The following is a 21,344-nucleotide window of genomic DNA, read 5'->3' on the forward strand; positions in this document are numbered from 1 at the left end:
AAGGAACCTCTCGTGACCGACGTACACACCACACCGGATCTCGCCCGCCTGTCGGGGACCTTCGCCATCGGCGGCGACCTCCCGGTACACCGGCTCGGGTTCGGCGCCATGCGCTTGACCGGTCCGGGTGCGTGGGGAGAGCCACATGACCGCGAGGAGGCGATCGCCGTCCTGCGACGCGCGGTCGAACTGGGCGTCACCCTCATCGACACCGCCGACTCCTACGGCCCCGAGGTCAACGAGCGGCTGATCCGCGAGGCCCTGCACCCCTACCCCGAGGACCTTCTCGTCACCACCAAGGTCGGCATGGTGCACTCCGGCCCCGGGCTGTGGGAGGCCGAGGGCACCCCCTCCCACCTCAAGCGACAGGTGGAGGCGAGCCTTCGCAACCTGGGCCTGGAGCGCATCGACCTGCTCCAGCTCCACTGGATCGACCCGGAGGTGCCGCTCTCCGAACAGCTGGGCGCCCTCGTGGAGCTGCGCGAAGAGGGCAAGATCCACCACATCGGGCTGACCGGTGTGACCAGGGAACAGCTCAGGACCGCCCGCAAGACCACCCCCATCGCCTCGGTACAGAACGAGTACAGCCCTTCCCAGCGCAGGTCCGAGGACGTCCTGGAGCGATGCGAGCAGGACGGGATCGCCTTCCTGCCCTGGGCTCCGATCTCGCGTGGAGAACTGGCGCACCCGGACTCGCCGCTGGCCCCGCTCGCGGCCGAGCACGGGGTGACACCGGCCCAGCTCGCGCTGGCCTGGCTCCTGCACCGGTCGCCGGTGATGCTGCCGATCCCGGGCACCTCACGCGTGGAGCACCTGGAGGAGAACATGGCCGCCGCCTCGGTGCGTCTCTCCGAGGAGGAGGCCGAGCGCGTCAGGAGGCTCCTCGCCCTCTGACCCCACCCGGGAGGGGCCGTCCCGCCCCTCCCGGGCTTTCCTCCTTCCGGTCCTCTAGGAGAGGTCCGGATGGTGGTAGACGTACGAGACGACTTTGAGGTGCTGCTCCCGGATCTCCCAGGGGGAGGTGCAGTGCAGAACGCCTCCCTTGGCCTCGGGAGGCGACACCGTGCGGTCCAACTCGATCGAATGGACGACCACGAGAGCGTTGTGGGGCGCGAACTCGCGCTGCTTCTCCACTTCGGCGCGGGTGAGGATCACCTGTGCCCCTTCGGAGGTGGTCCCCTTCACCTCCACGTACAGTCGTTCGTCCCCTCGGGTCAGGAGCAGATCGTAGGATCTCTTCGCGCCGACGTCCTCGACCGACCACCCGTCGGCCTCGAAGTGGGCGGTGGCTCTACCGACGCTGTGGTCCTCCAGCGCCTTCCGTTCGGCCGCGCTCATCCGGCGCCCCTGGCCCGTGCCCGACCGACGGCGCCCGGCGGTCCTGGCCGCCGCCTCCTCGGCCTCCAGGACCTCGGGACTCTCCGCCTCCGGCTTTCGCTCTTTCGGTTTCGGGTTCTCGGAGACGGTGGCCCGCCGTGACGATCGAAGGTTTCCCACAGTGCCGTTCTCGACCCAGTGGCGCCATGATTTGGGCGCCCATTCCAGGGTCTCCTCCGCCGAGTACGTCTTGTTCCTACGTGCTTCGATCCACTCCCATGCGACAGCGTCGTTTTCGGGGGTCAGATCGAGAAGTGCGATGTCATAGGCGTAGTTGATGAAGGAATCCTTCGCCTGCCCACCCTGCTGCTCGACTTTCTCGACCCGCTCGATCACCCCCAATCCGCAGAACTCCACGTAGCCCTTCTGTTTTCCGTTGCGCGGGACGGCGCGGAACAGGAGAAGTGGAGGTGCGTACGCGGACGGCACCCGATGATGATCGAAGGCTTCGAGCATCGCAGCGTTACCGGGGGTCCTGCCGAGTGCGACCTCCGTGCTCGCCTTGTGGTCGCCGTAGTAGCGGACGTACCCGTCTTCCACCTCGAAGTGGTCTTTCCAGGGTGTCTCCACCGTCCCGGACTTCCAAGGGCTCGATCGGATGAGGATGGCGGGACGACGTGAGCCATCGACCGCGGTGATGCCTGCCGTCCCGTTGATCCCCTTCTCCAACTGGACCTGTTCTCCGTACGCGGAAGAGTGGGTCACGTGATGGAAATTGGGGTAGCCGTCCACCTGAGAAATATGTTCGACCTTGGGTCGTGGATAACGAAATACCTGCCCTGCACGCAACCGGCCTTTCACAGCCACCCCTTCCCACCGCTCTCATGTTCCCGCGCCGAGAATAACGACAGGCGACGACACCCACGCTCCGCAGGTATCGAGAAGGTGTGGAGGGGACGAAAGAACCTCAGGGGGTGGGGTGGAGGCCTCGGAAGAGTTCGGCGAGGTGGGTGCCGGCGGTGACCAGCGGCTTCTCGCTTCGGGTGGCGCGGCACTGGATCTCGGCGCCCTCCAGGGCGCTGAGCGCGAAGCAGGCCGCGTCGTCGGCGGTCGCCTCGTCCACTCCGACGGCCCGAAGCCTGGCGGCGATGATGTCCCTCCAGGTGCTCAGGGCGGTCTCGTAGTCGTGTTGGACGGGGGCCGAGTGGCCGATCCGTTCCAGGGCCGCGGCCGAGGCCAGGCAGGCGTCGCGCCATTCCGAGGCGCGTAGTTCCTCGATGTGCAGGTGCGCGAAGGCCACGATCCCCTCGGCCGGGTCGTCGCTGCTCTCCATGCCCTGGCGGAGAAGGGAGGCGTAGTGGTCGGCGTCGACGCGGAGCGCCTCCGCGGCCAACTGACCCTTGCCGTCGGGGAAGAAGTGGTAGAGGGAGCCGAGTGTGGCGTCGGCCTCGCGGGCGATCTGTTTGACCCCGGTGCCGTCGTAGCCCTGCCTGCGCAGCAGTTCCACGGTCGCCCGCAGGATCCGGTCGCGTGTAGGGAGCGTTGAACCGGTCGACTCGTCCATACCCCCGACTTTACTGGATAGAGCGATCGTTCTATTGTCTAGATCGAACGTTCTAATCAGTGGAGGATCGAATGAACCCCCAAGCGACCGAGGACCGGGCCGGCGCCCGGGCATGGCTCGGACTCGCGGTACTGGCCCTGCCGACACTGCTCGTCGGCATCAACACCACCGTGCTGTTCCTGGCGCAACCGGAGCTGAGCGCGGAGCTCGGCGCGAACGAGGCCCAACGCCTGTGGATCACCGATATCTACGGGTTCCTCATCGCCGGGTTCCTCATCACCATGGGGACCCTCGGAGACCGGATCGGTCGACGCCGCCTGCTGCTGATCGGCGCGGCGACCTTCTCCCTGGCCTCGGTGCTGGCGGCCTTCTCCCCCACCCCCGAACTGGCGATCGTCACCCGAGGGCTGATGGGCGTCGCCGGCGCGACGATCATGCCGTCGACGCTCTCCCTGATCCGGAGCATGTTCCACGATCCTCGACAGCGCACGTCGGCGATCGCGGTGTGGGCGACCTCGCTGTCGGTCGGCATCGCCCTGGGCCCGCTCCTCAGCGGCGCGATGCTCCAGTTCTTCTGGTGGGGTTCCACCCTGCTGATCGGCCTGCCGTTCCTGATCCTGTTGCTCATCGTGGGGCCGATCCTGCTTCCCGAGTATCGGGATCCCACGGTCAGAGGCTCGATCGACCTGCTCAGCGTCGCCCTGTCCCTGGTCTCGGTCCTGGCCGTCATCTACGGGATCAAGCACGCGGCGACCGACGGGCTCACCCTCTCCACCGTCGCCTCGGCCGTGGCCGGTGTCGTCATCGGCGTGATCTTCCTGCGCCGCCAGCACAGGCTCGACGACCCGCTGCTGGATCTGACCATGTTCCGCGATCGCGCTTTCAGTGCCGCTCTGTCGCTGATCGTGCTGGTGCTCTTCGTGTTCGGCGGCATCCAGTTCCTGTTCTCGATCTATCTCCAACAGGTGGTCGGGTTCTCTCCGATGTGGTCCGGGATCTGGATGGCGCCCTCCGCCGCGGGGCTGCTGGTGGGCTCCCTGCTCGCGCCCTCCCTGGTCCGTTGGGCCCGGCCGGGTGTCGTCGCGGCCGGCGGTCTCGTACTCTCGGTCGTCGGCCTGGGTCTGATGTCCCAGGTGGCGACGGCGGGCGAGACCGACACCTCCTCCCCCTCCTTCCTTCTTCTCCAGCTCGGGGTGACCCTCGCCTTCCTCGGCATGGGGCCGTCCATGGTGCTGGGAGCGGATCTGGTGGTGGGCTCCGCTCCCCAGGAGAAGGCGGGCTCCGCCTCGGCGATGGAGGAGACCGCGGCCGAGTTCGGCGTCGCCACCGGCATCGCCGTCCTGGGCAGCGTGGGCGCCGTCCTCTATCGAGGGTGGATGTCCGGCGCGGACGTGGAGGGGGTCCCGGAGGAGGCCTCCCGTCGTGCCGTGGAGAGCCTGGACGGGGCCTTGGCGGAGGCGGACGTGATCGGCCCGGAGCTGGTACATCGGGCCCAGGAGGCCTTCGCCCAGGGCTTCGCCTGGGCCGGGCTCGGCAGCGCGTTCCTCTTCGTTCTCGTGGCGGTCGGAGCGGTCCTGTTCCTGAGGAACGTCTCCTCCGACGGCGGTCACTGACGCTTCCCGTGGGTGGTGGGGCCGGCCTTCCGAGGCCGGCCGTCTCACCCCTCCAGCAGGGACACCGCGCGTTCGGCGATGGCGACGATGGTCTCCTCGTCGTCGGTGAAGTCCGCGGCCCCGGAACGCCCGTCCCAACGCTCCTGGGCGGTGACCTCGACCAGGACGCCCTCCACACGGGCCAGCACCGTGACCCGGCTGCTCTTCTCGTCGCCGCCCTCCAGGTGGTGGGAGAGGACGGCCCCGTCCCCGAGTTCGAGTTCACGGGAGTCGAGGACCTCCACGGCCCAGTAACCCTCGTCCTCCCCGTCGAGCAGTTTCCCGGACTCGGTCTCGTACTCCTCCTCCGCGTCGCTCACAGCCCGGAGGGGTTCTCGATCCTCGTCGACGGGAAGTCGGTATTCGAGCCGGAGGAAGCCCTCCGTCCCGTCCGAGAACTCGGCGCCCCACCCGCACGAGGAGGAGGTCTCGGAGAACGTGGCGTAGGGCAGGGTCGCGGAGACGGAGTCGAGTTCGGCCGCGGTCGCCACCCCGCACGATTCGGTGGGCAGACCTTCGAACTCCGGGCCGGTGACACTCCCTCCTCCCCCTCCCGCCAGCACCGCGCCGACGGCACCGGCGACCAGTACGTAGGCTCCGAGCGTCACCGCCATGGTGATCGCCACGACGCGTCCGGTCGAACGAGGCGGGCGTGCGGGCGGGGGAGTCGGAGGGTGGGGGAACCGCGCTTCCGGGCCGTGGTACACGGCGGATCTCCTGTTCTGGGCGTCGTCCATGCGCCGGTCTTGGTGTGGGGGTCGCTCAGCCGAACACGTCGTCGGCCACGGGGGTGAGAAGTCGCTCCGCCTCGGCCAGGTCGATGTCCTCGAACTCGGTGCCCACGAGGAAGGAGAGCACGCTCACCAGGCCTTCTTCTCGAACGGTGAGACTCACATACTGCGACCTGCCGTCGGAGTACTCGTAGGCGGTGTCCAGCATCGTGAGCGTGCTCTCGTCCCCGTAGGAGAGGGAGCGCGTATCCGTGGAGAGGGACGCCTCGCTGTCCACCGCGTAGTCACCGCCGGCCGCGCTTTCGAGAGCGGATCGGTAGAGCCCATCGGCGTCCCGGGGGACCTCTTCCTCCCCGCGTTCCTCCTCCAGGGCGGCGTCCTCTTCGGACAGCGGCACCATGCGTTCGAAGTGCAGGGTCGTCTCGTCGCCGTCGAGGGAGACCGTCCAGGAACAGCCGTTGGAGTAGGGGCTCGTGTTCCAGGAGGAGACCTCGGCGTCCAGGTCCGTGAGGGTCTCTTCGGCGAGGACGGCGCACGGGTCGTCGGTGGGGAGGCCTCCGGCGGAGCTCACCCCGCCGGATCCGTAGGCGAAGACGACGGTCCAGGTGAGGATCCCGGCGACCGCCAGCGTTCCGGAGGCGGTGAGGGCGATGGCCGCGAGCGTTCTCGGGGGCCGGGGAGGGGGCGCCGCTAGGTGGGCCGCATGCGGAGGGCCGGGCGGGTGGGGTGGAGGTCCCGGAGGTCCGGTGAGCCCCGGTGGGGGCGGCCCTTGGGGTCCGGGGCGGGGCTGTCCGTGAGGGGGCGGGTAGGGGTGGCCCATGCGTGGAGGTCCGTCCGGGGGGTAGTCGAAACCTGACTCGACGGATATTCCCACGAGGCGCCGGACGAAAGCACCCCGATCCTCGCGAACGAATACGTCCCGGCCCGGCTCACGGCCGGACCGGGACGCGAGGACGCTCATGGCCCTCAGGGCGGATCACTCCGCCCGAGGCTCACAGGGCGCCGACGTTGACGTCGATGCAGGCGTAGAAGGCGTTGGCGGTGTCGGCGACGTTCCACCGGGCCAGGACGGTCTGCTCACCGGGGTAGTTGGAGAGGTCGACCTGGTGGGTGAAGTTCCACGGCGGACGGGCGCCACCGTCGTCGAAGCTGGCGACCAGCTGACCGTCGATGAAGTACTCCCACTCGGCGCTGGCGTGAGCGGCGGTGATCGTCCACTCGAAGTTGGCGGTGGTGCCGATGGGGGTGACGTCCCAACCGTAGTTGTCGTCGTTGAGCTCGGAGAAGGCGGCGTTGCCTCCGGCGCACTCCATCAGCCCCTTGGGGCCTTCGACGCTCTGCGGCTCCCACTGGATCGGGCCGCACTGGACAACACCCGCGGCGCACTGGGCCTGACGGCTGGGCGGGTCGGAAACGTAGCCGTGGGCGCTGGCGGCGCCGGCCGGCATGAGGGTGAAGGCCAGGGCGGTCGCGGCGGCTACGGCCGCGCCGGAACGGATCTTGCTGCGCACGGTCATGAATTCGTGCCCTTCCTGTGGGTCACGGCTCCGAGGAGCCGTAGCGGGGGTGACCCGGACCGTTACCGGTCCAGGGGTGGGCGGAGGCACTCACGGCCGGTTATTTCCATGAGCTCCAGGGGATGTCCGAGAAAGATCCCGTGGTTCTCGGGAACTTCCCCCACCCGGTTTTCGAAGACCGTAAAAAGCGCGTCATCCCCCGTCAAGGCCGCCGTTACCGAAGGCAGGCAGGCCCCTACGTACCGGTTTTCGGGACCAGGGGGCCGTCGGCGGCCACTGGTACTGGCCCCCTCGATCACGGGTGCGGCTCCGAACTGGCACGACTCACTCACCGATCGTGTCCGGTCCGGTGCGACACAAGGTGGACCAAGAGGGTCTTTCCATGACCATCGAGGCAGACCTCACCACAAGGTGATGTTTTCCTTACCCACCCCTCGGGAGCCCTCCGGGCGGAAAATCCGTGGCCCTCCTCGAGGTCTGCATGGGATAACCGACCCCGATCTCCATGAGAGGACGCCGATGAACGATCCGCCCCCGCGTTTCCTTCCCGGACTGGAGTTGTCCAGGGCTCTGTACGAAGAGGCCGTCGCCCCTCTTCTTCAAGGGTTCCCGCACGCCGCCGCCCTACTGGGGCCGGGGTCGGAGGTGCCGGGTCTGGACACGGAACGTTCCACGGACCACGGTTGGGGACCTCGCCTCCAGATCTTCGTGGACCGGAACCATCGGCGGATCGACGATCTCCTGGAGCGGAGCCTGCCGGACGGATCCGCGGATGGCCCACGCGCTTCCTGCCCGACCCCGACGACCCCGGGAACCGGATGCTCACCGACTCCCCCGAAGGGCGTCATGGGGTGGACGTCGTCGACCCGAGGACCTGGTCGGTCGAACGGCTGGGGTTCGACCCGGGACATGGGGTCCGCACCATCGATTGGCTCGCCGTTCCGACCCAACGACTGGCCGAGGTGACCGGGGGAACCGTCTTCCACGACGACCTCGGCGAGATCACCCGGATCCGCCACGCCCTGGAGTGGTACCCCGACGACCTGTGGCGCTATGTTCTGGCCTGCCAATGGCGGCGGATCGCCCAGGAGGAGGCGTTCGTGGGCCGTTGCGCCGAGGTCGGGGACGGGCTCGGCGAACGGATCGTCACGGCCCGCCTGGTCCGTGACCTGATGCGGCTCTGTCTGCTCCTGGAACGCCGGTACCCGCCCTACTCCAAGTGGCTCGGGACGGTGTTCGCCTCCCTCGACGCGGCGGTCGAGGTGGGACCGGTACTCGAAAGGGCCCTGACCTCGGCCCGCCCCGCGACCGAACTCGCCGAGGCCTACCGGAAGGTGGCGGAACTCCAGAACCGCACCGGTCTGGCCGACCCCCTCTCCCCCGAACCACGCCCCTTCCACTCTCGCCCCTATCCGGTCCTGGACGCCGGGCGGTTCACCGAGGCGCTTCTGGCACGGATCGAGGACCCCGCGCTGCGCGACGGCGTCCCGGTGGGCGCGGTCGACCAGTACATCGACGGCACCGACGCCCTCGCACGCCTCGGTCCGCTGCGCGACCTCGCCGGGCGGTTCCTGGAGGAAGAGGGATGAAACGCGCCTTATCCCCCGCCAGGGAAAGGCGTGCCACCTGCGGGGAGGTGGGGCGCTGCCGTACGATTCGAACATGGACCCGTCCGATGAATCCATGCTGCGTCGGACCGGTGGGGAGGCCGGCATCCTCGCCGGCGCCGGTTACGCGGTCCTGCTCCAGATCGCCCACCCCGACGTGGCCCGCGGTGTGGCCGACCACAGCGACTTCGCGTCCCGCCCTCTCGACCGACTGCGCGGCACGCTCTACTACGTCTACGGCGTCTCCCTCGGCACCGAGGAGGAGCGCGCCCGGGTCGGGGCGATCGTGCGGGCCCTGCACCGGAAGGTGCGCGGTCCCGGTTACGACGCGCTCGACCCCGAACTGCTGCTGTGGGTGGCCGCGACCCTCTACCACTCGGGCGCCCGGTTGTACGAACTGGTGCTCGGCGAACGGTCCGAACAGGAGCGTGAGCTTCTGTTGAGGGAGTCCGCCCGGTACGGGACCTCGTTGGGACTGCCGGAGGAGCACTGGCCCGCCTCCCTGGAGGAGTTCGAGGAGTACTGGGAACGGGCCTGCGCGCGCCTGGAGGTCGGCCCCGAGGCCCGGGCCCTGGCCCGTGATCTGTTCCGGCCGAACAACCGCCTGCTGTGGCCGCTCACCGCGGCCCAGCGTTTCATCAGCGGCGGCCTGCTCCCCCCGGATCTTCGAGAGGCCTTCGGCATCCCCTGGTCACCGGCCCACCAGCGAAGATTCGATCGCCTGTTCCGGATGGTCGGAGCGGTGTATCCGAGGCTCCCACGAGGGGTGAGGACACTGCCGTCGACGTTGTACCTGAGGTCGATGCGTCGAGGCGGCGGCTGGAAGAAGCGCCGTCGTGGATCAGGCTCGGCCGGAAGAAGGGCCCGGGTCTCCTAGAAGGCGGGCGCGACGTCGGGGCCGGGTTCCGCGTCCAGGGTCTGAAGCCGCCGACGGGCCGCCTCCGCCTCCGGCAGGTCGAGGTCCTCGAAGATCCGTACCGACTCCGCGAGCAGGTCGCGCGCGCGTCCCGGGTCGACGAACGGCCCCGGGATCCCTCCGAGCGCGAGCGAGGCACGGGCCTCGATGTACCGCTCTCCGCGTTCGACCGCGAGCTCCAGGGCCCGATCGAGTCCTTCGCGGGCCTCCTCATAGCGGGCGGCCTCGACCTGGGTGACCCCCAGATCGGTGAGGATCTCGGCGTCCCCACTCCGGTCGCCGGACGTCTCCGCCAACGCGAGGGCCCTGCCGTGCTCCCGGACGGCCTCGTCGAACCGCCCCGCCGCGCGGTGGGCGATCCCCCTGGAGTTGTGCACGTAGATCCTGTTCCCCACCAGCTGTAGGTGGGAGGAGAGTTCCATGGCCTCGTCCAACTCCTGAAAGGCCGAGTCCATGTTCCCCAGGCACGTGTGCGCCTCTCCCATGACCCGTTTGGCCCGGGCCCGGATCTCCCCCTCCTGCTCTCCCTGGGAGATCAGGATCGCCCGTTCCGCGCTCGCCAGGGCCTCCTTGTACTCACCGAGGGACTGTTGGAGAACGGCCAGGTTGCCCCACTGGAGGGCCTCGACCTTGGGGTTGCGGAGCTCCTCGGCGTAACGGAGCACCTCCTTGATCGCCGCGGCGGAGTCGGCGAACCGTCCCATGCGCTCATAGACCATGCCCAGGTTCGCGAGGGCGCGGATCACGCCTCGACCGTCCCCGAGCCCCTCGAGGATCGTCCTGGCCTCGCCGAGCAGTCTCAGGGACTCTTCGAAACGCCCGGAGATGTAGTAGGCGATCCCCAGTCCGATCAGGGTGACGGCGCGCCCTCGCCGGTTCCCCTGACGTTCGCTGATCTGTAGGACCCGCTCATGGGAGGTGACCAGCAGCCCCATCTGACCGCGCACCGCGTAGAAGCGCCACACGGCGTCGGCCAGACGCCAGGCCTCCTCTCCGTGGTCGCGCGAGGCGAAGTACTCGATGGCGTCGGCCAGATTCTCCTGGTGGAGGGAGAACCAGTCCTCGGCCTCCCGCCGACTGGACAACTCCACCCGGTAGCGGGAGAACGACACCTCGGACCTCTCCTGGACCCGGGGCCCCAGGAGTTCCGCCGCGCGCTGCGCGGTCTCCAGGTAGAAACCGGAGAGCCGCACCTTGATCCGGTCGGCCTCCTCGTGTCCGAACTCCGCCAGGGCCCGGTCGAGGGCGAAGGCCCTTATGAGGTCGTGCGCCCGGTACACGTCCTCTTGGGGTTCCTCCAGGAGGCACACCCCGACGAGCTCTTGGAGGGTGTCGTCGGCGTCCTCGACCGACGTATCGAAGAGCGCCGCGGCGCCGGAGAGGTCGATGACGTTCCCGACCATCAGCCCCAGAAGGAGGAAGGCCCTCCGCTGGGTCGGGTTGAGGCTCTGGAAGGAGAGGTCGATGGCGACCTCGACGCTCTGGCCTTCGACCGCCAGCTCCCGGAACGTCCGGTTCTGTTCCACCAACCGTCTGATGACGTGTGCGAACGTCCATTTCGGCCGACCCGCCATACGACCGGCGATCACCCTCAACGCCAGCGGGAGGCCGCCGCAGAAGCGGGCCACCTCGCGGGCCCCCTCCAACTCGGAGTCGACGCGCGCGTCTCCGAGGATCAGTCGCAGCAGCTCCAGAGACGAGTCGTCGTCGAACATCCCCAAGGACAGGAACCGCGCCCCGCTCAGTCCGACGAGTTCGTTCCGTGTCGTGATGAGCGTCAGGGTCCCGGAAGAGGAGGGGAGCAGCGGGCTGACCTGGGCATGGCTGAAGGCGTTGTCCAGGATGAGCAGCACCCTGCGCCCGCGCAACGTGGCCCGCCACAGCGCCGAACGTTCGGCCAGGGACTCGGGAACGGTCTCCGGCTCGATCCCGACCGCGCGCAGTAGGGAGCCGAGGGCCGAGGCCGGATCCAGTGGTTCCTTGTTCGAGGTGTAACCGTAGAGGTCGATGAAGATCTGACCGTCCGGATACCGGTCCGCTATCTCATAGCCGAAATGCACGGCGGTCGTGGTCTTGCCCGCACCACCGCTATCGGTGATGACGCAGATCTTGGCCCGACCGTCGTCGCCGAGTGAGAAGTCCTCCAGGTTCTTCAGGGCCTCGCCTCGGCCGGTGAAGTCGGGAAGATCCCGCGGCAGATCGTTGCGGATCCTGAAATCCGGTACCGATTCCTCCACTGGATCGACGTCCCCTTGGGGGGATACGTCCTCATGAAGGATGCGGGAGTGGAGGGAGAGGAGTTCGTGTCCGGGGTCGACGCCCAGCTCATCGGCCAGACGTCGCCGGAAGTCCTCGTACACGGAGAGGGCCTTGGCCCTACCGCTCGCTTTCCACAGGGCGGTGATGAGGAACTCGTGCAGACGCTCACTGAAGGGCTCCTCACTACTCAGCGAGGTCAACCTGGCCACGACGTCGGAGTGGCGCTCCAGCTCCAGTGCATGGGAGGCCCAGGAGATGACCGCCGACCATCGCTCCTCGCGTATGGGGCGGACCACCGAATCGTCCAGATAATCGGAACCGACGCCGGAAAAAGGAATTCCACGCCAGCATTTCAAAGCGAGATCGAGGAATTCGATGGCCTCCGCGGAATCCGCGCGGGCCGCTTCGTCTCTGAGTCTGCGAAAACGATGGAGGTCGACCGATTCGGGGTCCACCTCCAGGACGTACCCGCCACTGGTCGTCGCGATCCGCCCCGGGAGCAGTCGGCGCAGGTGGGAAACCTGCACCTGGATGACCGAACGGGCGGTGCGGGGCGGGTCCTCGTTCCAGAGGTAACCGGTGAGCTGGTCTATGGTGACCTCGCGCCCCACGTGGACCAGAAGCGCGCCCAGGACACAACGCTGGCGTGGTCCGCCCACGGAAACGGGTTTTCCGTCTGACCATACGGCGATAGGGCCGAGCACACCGAATTCCACAAGCAGCAACCCTAGCAAGGTCGCACTCGCGAAAGAAGATAAGCCCGACGGCCCCGAGTACGCCTCCCATTGTCGTACTCGGGGTGACCGTCGGGCCACGGACGAGGAACTACTTCTCCTCGGCGGGCTCCCGTTCCTCGGGGCCGTCCTCGGTCTCGTCCGGAAGCCTGCGCTCGGGGTCCGGCTCTCGGAGCGGGCCCATCTTGGCCTCGGGGGTCAGGGCCACATCGGCGACGATCGCTTCGAAGCGTTCGTCCATCGTCAGCATCTTCGGCACGCGAACTCCTCTTCTCACAGCGCTCGTGTAGAGCCGCAAAGTGGCCCTACGTCGTCTACGAAGCATCATGGGATCACCGCTCCCCGGCGGGACGGTCATCCGTGGCGCCCCCTCCAGGTACGCCACGGATGACTGGTGTCCGAAACTCCGACGAGTCGACCGTGTTCCCGCGAGCCGTCCTCTCGCGGGCATCGGCCTCGTCGAACAGGTTTCACACTAGGGAGACTCTCTTCCATCGCGCTTTCAAAGCGCTTTCAATGGTGAGGGGGTCAGCAGGGGGCTCTTCACGCGCCGGCGACGGGCGCCGTTCACGGCGCTTCCGCTCTCGAATCGAATTATGCACAACGGGTGACGTTCTAAACACGACCCCCCTGAAGAGAGGGATCGAAATCGGGGGCCGGGTTCGCCACCGAGGACACCTCCATCCATCCAAACACCCTCTGACCTGCGCCTTCACCGCCCACCCTGTTCATCGTCATCGTCCCGAGATCGCCTTTGGCGCTTTGGCCCTAGAATTGCGGCTCGTGGTCCACCATGTCCGTGCCGCCGATATCGCACGGCGGTCCTTCCTCCCCGTCGATCCCCTCGCCCGCTTCGCACTGGTCTCCGTGGTCGGTGCGGCCGGAGCGATCGTCACCCTGATCGTGGCCGCCTTCGGCGGTCTGGACAGGGCCGACTCACAGACCTCCCCCGAGCCCCCGGGGACCGAACTGGAGAACGAACTGTTCGCCGTCACCCCTTACGAGGCGTGGGTGGAGACCGGTGACGACGGCGCCCGCCTCCGGGTCCGGGCGGACATCGAACTGCGCGCGTCCGACGTCTCGGTCCCGGTGTTCGAGGTCGGCAGCGGGCTCGTCCTGCTCCTGGGCCCCTCCGGCACCTCGACCGACCGGCCCGACGTCTCCTTCGAACGCATGCCGGAGAGCCTCGTGGCCTCCCTTCAGCCTCATATGGCCGAGGAGAACGCGGTGCTGTCCTGGGAGATGCCCGAGGACGTCACCGCCTCCGACCTGGGCGAGGTCGACCTCGCCGTCCATGGGATGCAGGAACTGGGAACGCGCGACGGTCTCGGCTCCTTCTGGATCTCCTCCGACGACGTGGCGGGCACCGTCACACTCCCACTGAACGAGAGAGGGCGCTCATGAGCCGCAGCCTGACGGCCGGCCTCCTGTGCGTGCTCCTGGTCGTCGGCATCGCCGTCCTTCAGCACTTCACGCTGGACAAGAAGAGCCTGTTCGCCCCGGTCACCACCACCGGCTCCGTCGGAGAGCCCGTCGTCACCGACGACTTCTCCCTGGAGGTCGTGGACCTGGAGGTCGGATCGGCTCTGGAGGCCACCGACATCCTGGGAGACCCGATCGGCCCGGTCGAGGCCAATGGTGTCTGGGTCCTCGTCCGTGCGCGGATCACCGCCGCCCACACCACCATGACCAACTTCCCGGCCGAACTGCGGATGAAGGACGGCACCACCTACGACGTGCCCGGCTGGTTCTCCGACTCCCTGGACCGGGCGACCCTCTCCCCCGGCCTCCCACAGGAGGGCGCGTTCCTGTTCGAAGTCCCCCTCGACCGGATCGACGAGCCCGCGCTGGTCGTCACCCACGCACCGGACTTCAACCGGTATCTGGGTGCTCAGGCGTCCGTGGCGCTGGACCCGGTGGAACCCCGCCCTCTCGACGACCCCCTGGTCCTCCTCCCTCCCGAGGTCCGTACCGGGAAGGACAACGATGCATCCGAATGATCCTCGCCGTCGGGACCCCTTCCGTCCGGGTCGAGAGGTCTTCCCTCCCCCTCCGGCCCAGGGGCCGCCTCCATCACAGCGGTGGCCCGGGGACCGCCCTCCGGCCGGACCCGCACCCATGGGCGGGCCGGGCCGGGGCCCCGCCGCCCCCGATCCTCGAACACCTCCCGTACCCCGAGGGCCTCGCGGCCGTCACGGTGGCGGCCCGGGGCCCACTCCTCCTCCACCCGGGGCCCCGGGGCCGTACGGGCCGCCGTCAGGGCCGGGGTGGGACCGGACGAGGCCGGACCCGCGCCGGGCTCCTCTCGGGCACGGACACCGCTCCCACCGACGCCCCGAGAGCGCGCCCCGGCCCCGCTCCGGCCGACCGCGTCGTGGACTGCCGCTGTGGAAACGGCTGCACCTGCCCTACGTCGCCGCCCTCCTGGTGCTCTTCCCCGTCATGGTCGGCTGGCCGTACCTGAGCGAGCTCGACGAGGCCCGCGAGAACGGCCGTGTCCGTCCCGAGGCCCGGCTCGTGGAGGGGGAGGACACCGCCTCCCTGGTCGGCAGCGAGTGGCTGGCGGCCGTCTACGTGGTCGGCGTCCTGGGAGGGCAGCCCCCGCCCCCCGAAGGCGTGGAGCTGGTCGACATCGGCTTCCGGGTCACCCCCCGGGACGACGAGGCCGGCGAACTGCTGGGCGCCTACTGCCGGTTCCGCGCCCTGGACGGCGAGGGTCGATCCTGGGAGCCCACTCTCGAATACGGCGACCGAGGTCTGTCCCGAGACCCCGGGAACACGTCCGGTGGTTGCACCGACGGCTCGATGCGGCCGGTCCGAGGCGGCACGGAACAGACCTTCCTGGTGTCCTACCTGGTCCCCGAGGAGGTGGCGGAGGAGCTCCGGTTCGAGGTGAGCGTCACCACCACCGGAGACTCGACCCGGCCGGCCCCGGAGGCCCTGGTCTTCGACATCGAGCCCATGGACACCACTTCCTAGTGGGCGCCTCGACCGGGGCCCGTCCCTCTTCGGACCGGGCCCCGGGCCTCGGGCGTGGGCACGGCGTGCCCGGCGACCCTCCACAGGTGCCGTCCCACACTGGTCTCCTCCGCCTTGCGCAGGGCGATCTCGAAGGTCGCCGCCAACAGGCAGAGCCGGAGCAGCATGTGCAGAGCGGTCATCACGAAGTCGACCGGTTGGGTCCAGAGCCACACCTCGTTCGGCTCCCCCGTCCGTTCCAGGAGCACGAGGACCCCCCGGTGCAGCCTGCTGAACACCAGGTCCAGAAGGACGAAGTAGAGGCAGAAGGTCAGGTAGAACACCGGACCGGCCCCGAGCACGAACCGTACGGCGTTGAGGCAGGGCGTGAACTTGTCACGGAAGTCGGAGTCGGCGTGCTTACCGAAGATCCGGCTCAACCTCGCGGTGCGGTTGACCGCGGCCCCGAACCGGCCACCGCCCCGGCGCTCCTCGAAGAGCGCGTCGTGATCGTCGATCTGGGCCCGGTACACGACGGCGGTGATGGTCAGCCACAGCATCGGCCCGATGAACCCCTCCTTGACCGTGGCCCAGAGCGCGGCGAAGGCCGCGGAGACCCCGAGGGACAGGTTCGGAACGTCGATGAGGTCGCCGAAACCGTCGATGCCCCGGGTGATCGAGAGCTCCACCGACACCCAGAGGACCCGGCTGCCGATCCAGTCGTTCCAGAGCCCTATGAGGACACCGATGGAGAACACGACCATGAACATCCACACGCCCTCGAAGAGAGCGGTGAGGATGCCCAGGACCGGGTTGCGCCCCGTCTTGTAGAAGTGCCCGCACACCCGTCGCAGCAGCCATGCCGAGCACGCCACCAGTAGGGGCATGCCGAACCAGGCCATCTCGGTGGGCGCGGAGAAGGCCTCGACACCGCCGGTGTTGAGCAGGTCGACACTGTAGGTGTTGTACTGCTCCTCGAAGAGCCCCCAGGCCCCGTAGAAGAGCAGGAAGGGCATGATCGCGAGGGCGACACCGTCCACGACCCGACGTTCCCGTTCCGCGAAACCTTTCCGCTTGTTACGCCGTACGATCTCCGCGTTGAGTTCGGAGTCGACGAGGGGAAGCCCGGGGCGCAGGAGTTGGAACATCACCACGAAGGTGACCAGGGTGATCAGGAGGGTCAATCCCAGACCGGACAGCGCGAGAGCGGGCTCGACGTCGTTGAACGCCACCAGACCACGCATGATCAGGGCGTGGAGCAACATTCCACCGGTGTACACGCACAACAGCGGAGCCCAGTGGCGACGTACCAGGCCGAGCGTGTAGACGGGGAGACGGGCTGCGGAAGAGGTCAAGGGGGCCATAGGTTCAAAAGATTAGTGGGGTTCGCGATCTCGAATCCCGTTGTCCACAGGTCCGCGGTGGGAGATCGTGGACCGGAGGAGATCGCTCGATCGGAGGGCCTGATGCAGGAGGGTGACGGAAACGGTTGGGTGACGCTGCCCGACGGTTCCAAGAGGTGGGGGCTCTACGGCGCCGCCGGGCTGTTGTTGTACGCCACCGATGAGGCCGGTGGTGGGCATGTACTGCTCCAACACCGTGCTGGGTGGACCCATATGGGAGGCACCTGGGGGATCCCCGGCGGGGCGCGCAACAGGGACGAGAGTCCCCTCGAGGCCGCCGTCCGCGAGTTCCGCGAAGAGGTCGACGGAGACCTCGACGGCTACACGGTACTCGCTCGACACGAACACGACCTGTCCGTATGGCGGTACGACACCTTCCTCCTGCGTGTCCCGGCCCTGACCCCGTTCCGTGCCGGGAACTCGGAGAGCGAGGAGATCCGCTGGATCCCGTTGGAGACGACCGAGTCCCTTCCCCTCCTCCCGGCGTTCCGTTCCGCCTGGCCGGAACTGCGCGCCGACCTGGGCGCGTCCCCCCGGGACGAAGGGGAACACGAGAACACCGGAACGGCGGGCACTTCCGGGGCCTTCTGATCGTTGTCCCCATCCGAGGCGTCTCGAAGACGGCTTTCGGCCGGGCACGTGTCGGCTTCCTCAAGGATGTCGGGTGCCAGGGCGTCGACTCCGGGGTAAGTCAGGGACAGGCCCTGATGCGCGGGAGGCCTCGACACCCCATCCTGGTGGGGAGGGTCCCGCGAAGCGCGGAGGCCACGCGATTCGACTGGAGCTGTGAACATGACGCTGGAGCGCGGTAACGCATTCACTCCCGTCGCCTCGGCGACGATGATCTGGCCGTGGGGCGCCTCGATCGTGGGCGGCTCGGTGGCGGGCGCCCTCTCCTTCCTGATGAACTTCGGGCTTGCCGGTATCCCCGGTGCGGTCACGACCGGAATCTTCTTCTTCGCGCTGATCGGCGGTATCGGCGGCGTGATGAGCAAGAAGGGCGACCGGCGAGGGCGCCGTTGGGCCGCCACCTACCCGTTCCGCTATGCGAGCGCTCCGGCGATCCTCGGTGGCGGCGCCACCGCAGTGATCTCCTACATCGGTTCCGTGATCGGCAGCTTCGCGATCTTCAGCGGTCTGTTCGGCGCGGCCTTCGCCGGTCTGGGCGTGGGCCTGATGCTGTGGCTCATCATCGGCGTCGTCGCGGCCGTGGTCGGCGACAAGAACTAGGTCGTGCTTTTTGGATCATTCCTCCCGCGCCGTCACCCACCACCACCCTCAACGGTCGCGCTGACGCGCGCGGTGCTTCACACGGGGCCGGGCTTCCTCTCGCGGCGCCGCCCATTCGAAGCAAACACTGACGAGGACATCCGAACCCGGGCGGGCCCCCGCTGTGCGATCCTGCGTAGCAGGGCACAGTAGGGGCACCTTCGCTCGTCGTCCGGCGAGAGATCGCCCGGCGACCGCTCGCCGAGGATCGGCTCCGCCGATGCCAGGCGAAAGCATCCAAAAAACACTCCCTAGCCCCCGTCCTCCCCTTTCGGCGGCCTGGAGACCAGGGCCGCCGCGAGCGGGAGAGGCGGGCACGGACGGGCGCCGAGGCGATCCACCGGGCTCCGTGATGGTGGTGGGGAACAAGAGGGCTTAGGCTCGTTGTTTCCGCCCGGGGACGGGACCACGACACTCACCTAGGGGAGACGACCGGCGCCGATGACTGAAGCTGCCCGTCAGAAGATGGTCGAGCGGGTCCGCGGGCTCCTTCGCATGGCGGAGGACCCCGCGGTCACCGATGCCGAGAGCCAGGCGTTCACCGCCAAGGCCGCCGAGCTCATGACCCGCCACGCGATCGCCGAGGCCGAGGCCCGCGTCGAGCGGGGCGAGGAGCCGGACGCGATCAGCCGCATGGACTACACCGTCTCCGGAGTGGGCGGCCACGGCAAGGCCCGCGTGAAGGCCCTGGCCGACATCGCGGCCGCCTACGGCTGCCAGTCCGCGGTCCGAGGCAACTCCTCCGAGAACACGGACCGCACCATCATCCTGGTGGGCACGACCAACGCGCTGGAAGCGCTGCGAATGCTCATGCCGTCGATCTCCATGCAGATGGAGGCGTCTGCGAGGTTCATGAGCTCGACGCACGTCTCCGATATCAGGGAACTGCGCAACTACACGCGTTCCGAGTTGGAGACCGAGCGCAAGCGTTACTACCGTTCCTTCGTTCGCGCCTACGGGCAGGCGGTGGCCGAGCGCATTCGCGAGTTCCGCGCCCGCCTCCAGGAAACGGTCTCGCCCGAAACCGGCGCCGGAGGGGTGACCGACGGTGATGGCGAGAACTCGAAGCGCGGGGCCGAACTGGTGCTCCGAGACGACCTGCACCGGGTCAACGAGGAGTTCCACAAGCAGTTCCCGCAGTTGCGCAAACACCGCCCCGAACGCACTCACAGCGCCGCCGGATACCGGGCCGGATACCGGCGGGGGCGTCAGGCGGAGTTGGGTCTGGAGACCCCTGTGACCAGTGGCGGGACGTCCACTCTGGCCGAGGGCGAATAGACCCTCACCCCGAGTTATCCACAGGCTGTGCACAGATTGGCGGAGAGTTCGATTCTCCCTTGTCAAAGGGGAAATACGAGCCCTTTCCCGGGGTGATCCGCCTCTTCGAACAGGGTGATCACCCGGAGTTGTCCACAGCCTCGAAGGGCAGCCTGTGGATAACTTGTGCACCACGGTGGACGGAGCCCTTCGAAAGCCAAGAAGACGCAGGTCACACGGCACGCAGAGGCTGCACGAGATAGCGGAAGACCGGCTTCTCCCCCTCCTTCTCGGGAACGTCGGTGAACACGGCCGGTTTCGTGGGTCGCGTGAAGTTCAGGTGGGCGGTGGCGCTCTCCACCCCGGCCAGCCCGTCGATGAGGTAGTCGGGGCGGAAGGACAGCCTGATCGGGTCCCCCTCGAAGGACACCGGAATGGCCTCCATCGCCTGGGCGTCCTCCCCGGAACCGGCCTCCAGAACGACTTCACCCTCCGTGAAAGCAAGCCGGAGAGGGGTGTTTCGGTCCGCCACCAAAGCGACGCGTTTGACCGCCTCCACCAATGCCGTGACGGGCACTTCCGCCCGTGAGGAGAACTCGGTGGGGAACCAGGTCTCGTACTTGACGAAGTCGCTGTCGATCAGCCGGGTGGTGGTACGACGGTCGCCATTGGCGAACCCGATCATCCCCTCGCCCGGAGAAAGCCCCCCGCCCTCGGCCGCCTCTGCCGGAGAAAGAGCGATGTCCACGTGGGAACGGCCGATCAGACCCTTCACCGTGTTCGCCAAGGTACGGGCGGGAACCAGCGCGGACGTGTCGATTCCCGGGTCCAGGGGCCGCCACCGGAGTTCGCGCACCGCGATCCGGTAACGGTCGGTGGCCGCCACCTTGAGGGTGTCACCGGTGAGGTCCAGATAGGCGCCGGTGAGCATCGGCAGGGTGTCGTCCCTGCTCGCGGCCGGGGTCACCTGACGCACCGCGGCTCCGAACGCGTCCGAGGCCACCGAACCGACCGCGTCGGGCATCCCGGGCAGCTCCGGGTAGTCCTCCAAAGGCATGGTGATGAGCGTGAACCTCGCGGCCCCGCCCTCGATCCGCACCTTGGGGCCGTCGGTCTCGATACGCACCGAGCCGGAGGGGAGGTTGGTGACGATCTCGGCCAGCAGGCGTCCGGGCACCAGGACGGCGCCGCCCTCCTCGGACAGGACCTCGACCGAGGACCGCGTGGAGACCTCGTAGTCGAACCCGGACAGGCGCAGGGCGGAACCGTCCTCGGACAGCTCCATGCGCATCCCGGCGAGCACGGGTACCGCGTGCCTGGCCGGGAGGGCCCGAGCAGTCCATGTGACCGCCTCGGCGAACGCGTCACGATCCACTCGTAGTCTCACCGCGCGACCTCCTCTTCGGCTGATGCCTTTCGAGGTCAACGTACCCAGGGGTAACGACAATCGGCGGGACACGGTCGGACCCCGCAGGAGGGGTCCGACCGGAGCGCTCCTACTTCTTGTTCGGCCGCAGGGTCCACAGGACCGTCATGCGGCCGGTGACGGTGCCGTCGTCGGTACGCAGCTCGATGTCGACGGGGAACTCGGGACGCCGGCCCTCGTCGAGTTCGGCGACGACCTCTTCACGGGGGCGTCCGAGGACGGCCTCGGCGGTGACGTCGCCCATGGCCAGTTTGAGGTAGCGGATCTCGGCACTGACCGCGAGCGGGACCGCGCGGTTCAGCTGGTCTCCGAAGGTGCCGATGACGATGGCGCCGGAGGCGGACTCCGCCAGGGTGAACATGGCGCCCGCGTGGGGACCGCCGACGTGATTGTGGTGGGCCGCGTCATCGGGCAGCCGCATGACGGCGCGACCGTGGTCCAGGTCGGTGAAGGTGACCCCGAGGGTGCGCGCGAAGGGAACCGAGTCGAGGAACCCGGTCTTGACCATTTCCGCCGTCGCGGCGTCCATTTTCTCCATGCCACACATGTTACTCACGAGTAACCACAGTGCGCCACCCCTGACACCCCGATGCCCCCGACGCACCCGTGGGCTACCATGTCTGGCGGAGAGTCACTCTCCCCCAGGAGGGTTCGCATAGCGGCCGAGTGCAGTGCTCTTGAAAAGCACCAAGTCCTTGACGGGGCTTCGTGGGTTCAAATCCCACACCCTCCGC

General features: G+C 68.2%; 20 protein-coding genes and 1 tRNA gene. 11 read left to right on the top strand and 10 right to left on the bottom strand.

Annotated elements, in window-relative coordinates:
• The first annotated feature begins 12 nt into the window (after positions 1-12).
• On the top strand, positions 13-894 hold the full coding sequence (locus TR33_RS24320) for an aldo/keto reductase (protein ID WP_042285745.1): 882 nt from the start codon (positions 13-15) through the stop codon (positions 892-894).
• A gap of 54 nt (positions 895-948) precedes the next feature.
• On the opposite strand, the gene TR33_RS24325 is transcribed toward TR33_RS24320, so the two are convergent.
• Together TR33_RS24325 and TR33_RS24330 are read right to left on the bottom strand one after the other, a co-directional pair.
• Entirely contained in the window at positions 949-2,082 is a 1,134-nt protein-coding gene (locus TR33_RS24325) for a protein NO VEIN domain-containing protein (RefSeq protein ID WP_234305952.1), read from the bottom strand.
• Positions 2,083-2,284: 202 nt separating this feature from the next.
• Positions 2,285-2,881: a TetR/AcrR family transcriptional regulator gene (locus TR33_RS24330; protein WP_017536164.1), complete on the bottom strand. Its 597-nt coding sequence runs from the start codon at positions 2,879-2,881 to the stop codon at positions 2,285-2,287.
• A gap of 71 nt (positions 2,882-2,952) precedes the next feature.
• On the opposite strand from TR33_RS24330, the gene TR33_RS24335 reads away from it, so the two are divergent.
• On the top strand, positions 2,953-4,494 hold the full coding sequence (locus TR33_RS24335) for an MFS transporter (protein ID WP_042285747.1): 1,542 nt from the start codon (positions 2,953-2,955) through the stop codon (positions 4,492-4,494).
• A gap of 44 nt (positions 4,495-4,538) precedes the next feature.
• Here TR33_RS24335 and TR33_RS24340 read toward each other — a convergent pair whose 3' ends face one another.
• From TR33_RS24340 to TR33_RS24350, 3 genes are all read right to left on the bottom strand, one after another.
• The gene (locus TR33_RS24340) at positions 4,539-5,159 is read right to left on the bottom strand and encodes a hypothetical protein (protein WP_234305953.1); all 621 of its coding nucleotides are present in this window, start codon (positions 5,157-5,159) and stop codon (positions 4,539-4,541) included.
• Positions 5,160-5,295: 136 nt separating this feature from the next.
• Positions 5,296-5,835, bottom strand: coding sequence for a hypothetical protein (locus TR33_RS24345; RefSeq protein ID WP_052358244.1), 540 nt, complete (start codon positions 5,833-5,835; stop codon positions 5,296-5,298).
• Positions 5,836-6,256: 421 nt separating this feature from the next.
• The gene (locus TR33_RS24350; protein ID WP_017536161.1) at positions 6,257-6,781 is read right to left on the bottom strand and encodes a lytic polysaccharide monooxygenase auxiliary activity family 9 protein; all 525 of its coding nucleotides are present in this window, start codon (positions 6,779-6,781) and stop codon (positions 6,257-6,259) included.
• 818 nt (positions 6,782-7,599) lie between these two features.
• On the opposite strand from TR33_RS24350, the gene TR33_RS24355 reads away from it, so the two are divergent.
• A complete protein-coding gene (locus TR33_RS24355) occupies positions 7,600-8,370 on the top strand; it encodes a DUF4037 domain-containing protein (RefSeq protein WP_234305954.1) in 771 nt (256 codons plus the stop codon).
• 73 nt (positions 8,371-8,443) lie between these two features.
• Positions 8,444-9,265 carry an oxygenase MpaB family protein gene (locus tag TR33_RS24360; RefSeq protein WP_017536159.1) on the top strand — a complete coding sequence of 274 codons (822 nt, stop codon included), beginning with the start codon at positions 8,444-8,446 and terminating at the stop codon, positions 9,263-9,265.
• Here the strand turns inward: TR33_RS24360 and TR33_RS24365 are convergent.
• Both TR33_RS24365 and TR33_RS27015 read right to left on the bottom strand, forming a co-directional pair.
• Positions 9,262-12,222 (bottom strand): AfsR/SARP family transcriptional regulator, encoded by a 2,961-nt coding sequence (locus TR33_RS24365; RefSeq protein WP_042285753.1) that lies wholly within the window; start codon positions 12,220-12,222, stop codon positions 9,262-9,264. The two genes, TR33_RS24360 and TR33_RS24365, sit on opposite strands and share 4 nt — an antisense overlap.
• Before the next feature lie 166 nt (positions 12,223-12,388).
• Positions 12,389-12,556 (bottom strand): hypothetical protein, encoded by a 168-nt coding sequence (locus TR33_RS27015; protein ID WP_017536157.1) that lies wholly within the window; start codon positions 12,554-12,556, stop codon positions 12,389-12,391.
• A 524-nt stretch (positions 12,557-13,080) separates the two neighbouring features.
• Between TR33_RS27015 and TR33_RS24370 the strand changes: the two genes are divergently transcribed.
• The 3 genes from TR33_RS24370 (at position 13,081) to TR33_RS24380 (ending at position 15,276) form a co-directional block, all read left to right on the top strand.
• Entirely contained in the window at positions 13,081-13,701 is a 621-nt protein-coding gene (locus TR33_RS24370; RefSeq protein ID WP_234305955.1) for a hypothetical protein, read from the top strand.
• The gene (locus tag TR33_RS24375) at positions 13,698-14,297 is read left to right on the top strand and encodes a hypothetical protein (protein WP_017536155.1); all 600 of its coding nucleotides are present in this window, start codon (positions 13,698-13,700) and stop codon (positions 14,295-14,297) included. Before TR33_RS24370 ends, TR33_RS24375 begins: the two co-directional genes overlap by 4 nt.
• A 442-nt stretch (positions 14,298-14,739) precedes the next feature.
• Positions 14,740-15,276 (top strand): hypothetical protein, encoded by a 537-nt coding sequence (locus tag TR33_RS24380; protein ID WP_152472985.1) that lies wholly within the window; start codon positions 14,740-14,742, stop codon positions 15,274-15,276.
• On the opposite strand, the gene TR33_RS24385 is transcribed toward TR33_RS24380, so the two are convergent.
• A complete protein-coding gene (locus tag TR33_RS24385) occupies positions 15,273-16,619 on the bottom strand; it encodes a hypothetical protein (protein ID WP_014908959.1) in 1,347 nt (448 codons plus the stop codon). The genes TR33_RS24380 and TR33_RS24385 overlap by 4 nt on opposite strands.
• A 102-nt stretch (positions 16,620-16,721) precedes the next feature.
• On the opposite strand from TR33_RS24385, the gene TR33_RS24390 reads away from it, so the two are divergent.
• The 3 genes from TR33_RS24390 to TR33_RS24400 all read left to right on the top strand — a co-directional run bounded on the left by TR33_RS24390 (position 16,722) and on the right by TR33_RS24400 (position 19,205).
• The gene (locus tag TR33_RS24390; protein ID WP_036568589.1) at positions 16,722-17,249 is read left to right on the top strand and encodes an NUDIX hydrolase; all 528 of its coding nucleotides are present in this window, start codon (positions 16,722-16,724) and stop codon (positions 17,247-17,249) included.
• A gap of 201 nt (positions 17,250-17,450) precedes the next feature.
• Positions 17,451-17,888: a hypothetical protein gene (locus TR33_RS24395; protein ID WP_017536151.1), complete on the top strand. Its 438-nt coding sequence runs from the start codon at positions 17,451-17,453 to the stop codon at positions 17,886-17,888.
• A gap of 504 nt (positions 17,889-18,392) precedes the next feature.
• Positions 18,393-19,205 carry a DUF2786 domain-containing protein gene (locus tag TR33_RS24400; protein ID WP_026125298.1) on the top strand — a complete coding sequence of 271 codons (813 nt, stop codon included), beginning with the start codon at positions 18,393-18,395 and terminating at the stop codon, positions 19,203-19,205.
• Between the two features lie 211 nt (positions 19,206-19,416).
• Here the strand turns inward: TR33_RS24400 and dnaN are convergent, their stop codons facing one another.
• Positions 19,417-20,559: a DNA polymerase III subunit beta gene (gene dnaN, locus TR33_RS24405; RefSeq protein WP_084570327.1), complete on the bottom strand. Its 1,143-nt coding sequence runs from the start codon at positions 20,557-20,559 to the stop codon at positions 19,417-19,419.
• Positions 20,560-20,680: 121 nt separating this feature from the next.
• Positions 20,681-21,139, bottom strand: coding sequence for a DUF4442 domain-containing protein (locus TR33_RS24410; protein WP_026125297.1), 459 nt, complete (start codon positions 21,137-21,139; stop codon positions 20,681-20,683).
• Between the two features lie 115 nt (positions 21,140-21,254).
• On the opposite strand from TR33_RS24410, the gene TR33_RS24415 reads away from it, so the two are divergent.
• A tRNA-Ser gene (locus TR33_RS24415) sits at positions 21,255-21,343 on the top strand.
• Position 21,344 lies beyond the last annotated feature (1 nt).

Source organism: Nocardiopsis alba (assembly GCF_000710955.1).
Classification (GTDB): Bacteria; Actinomycetota; Actinomycetes; order Streptosporangiales; family Streptosporangiaceae; genus Nocardiopsis; species Nocardiopsis alba.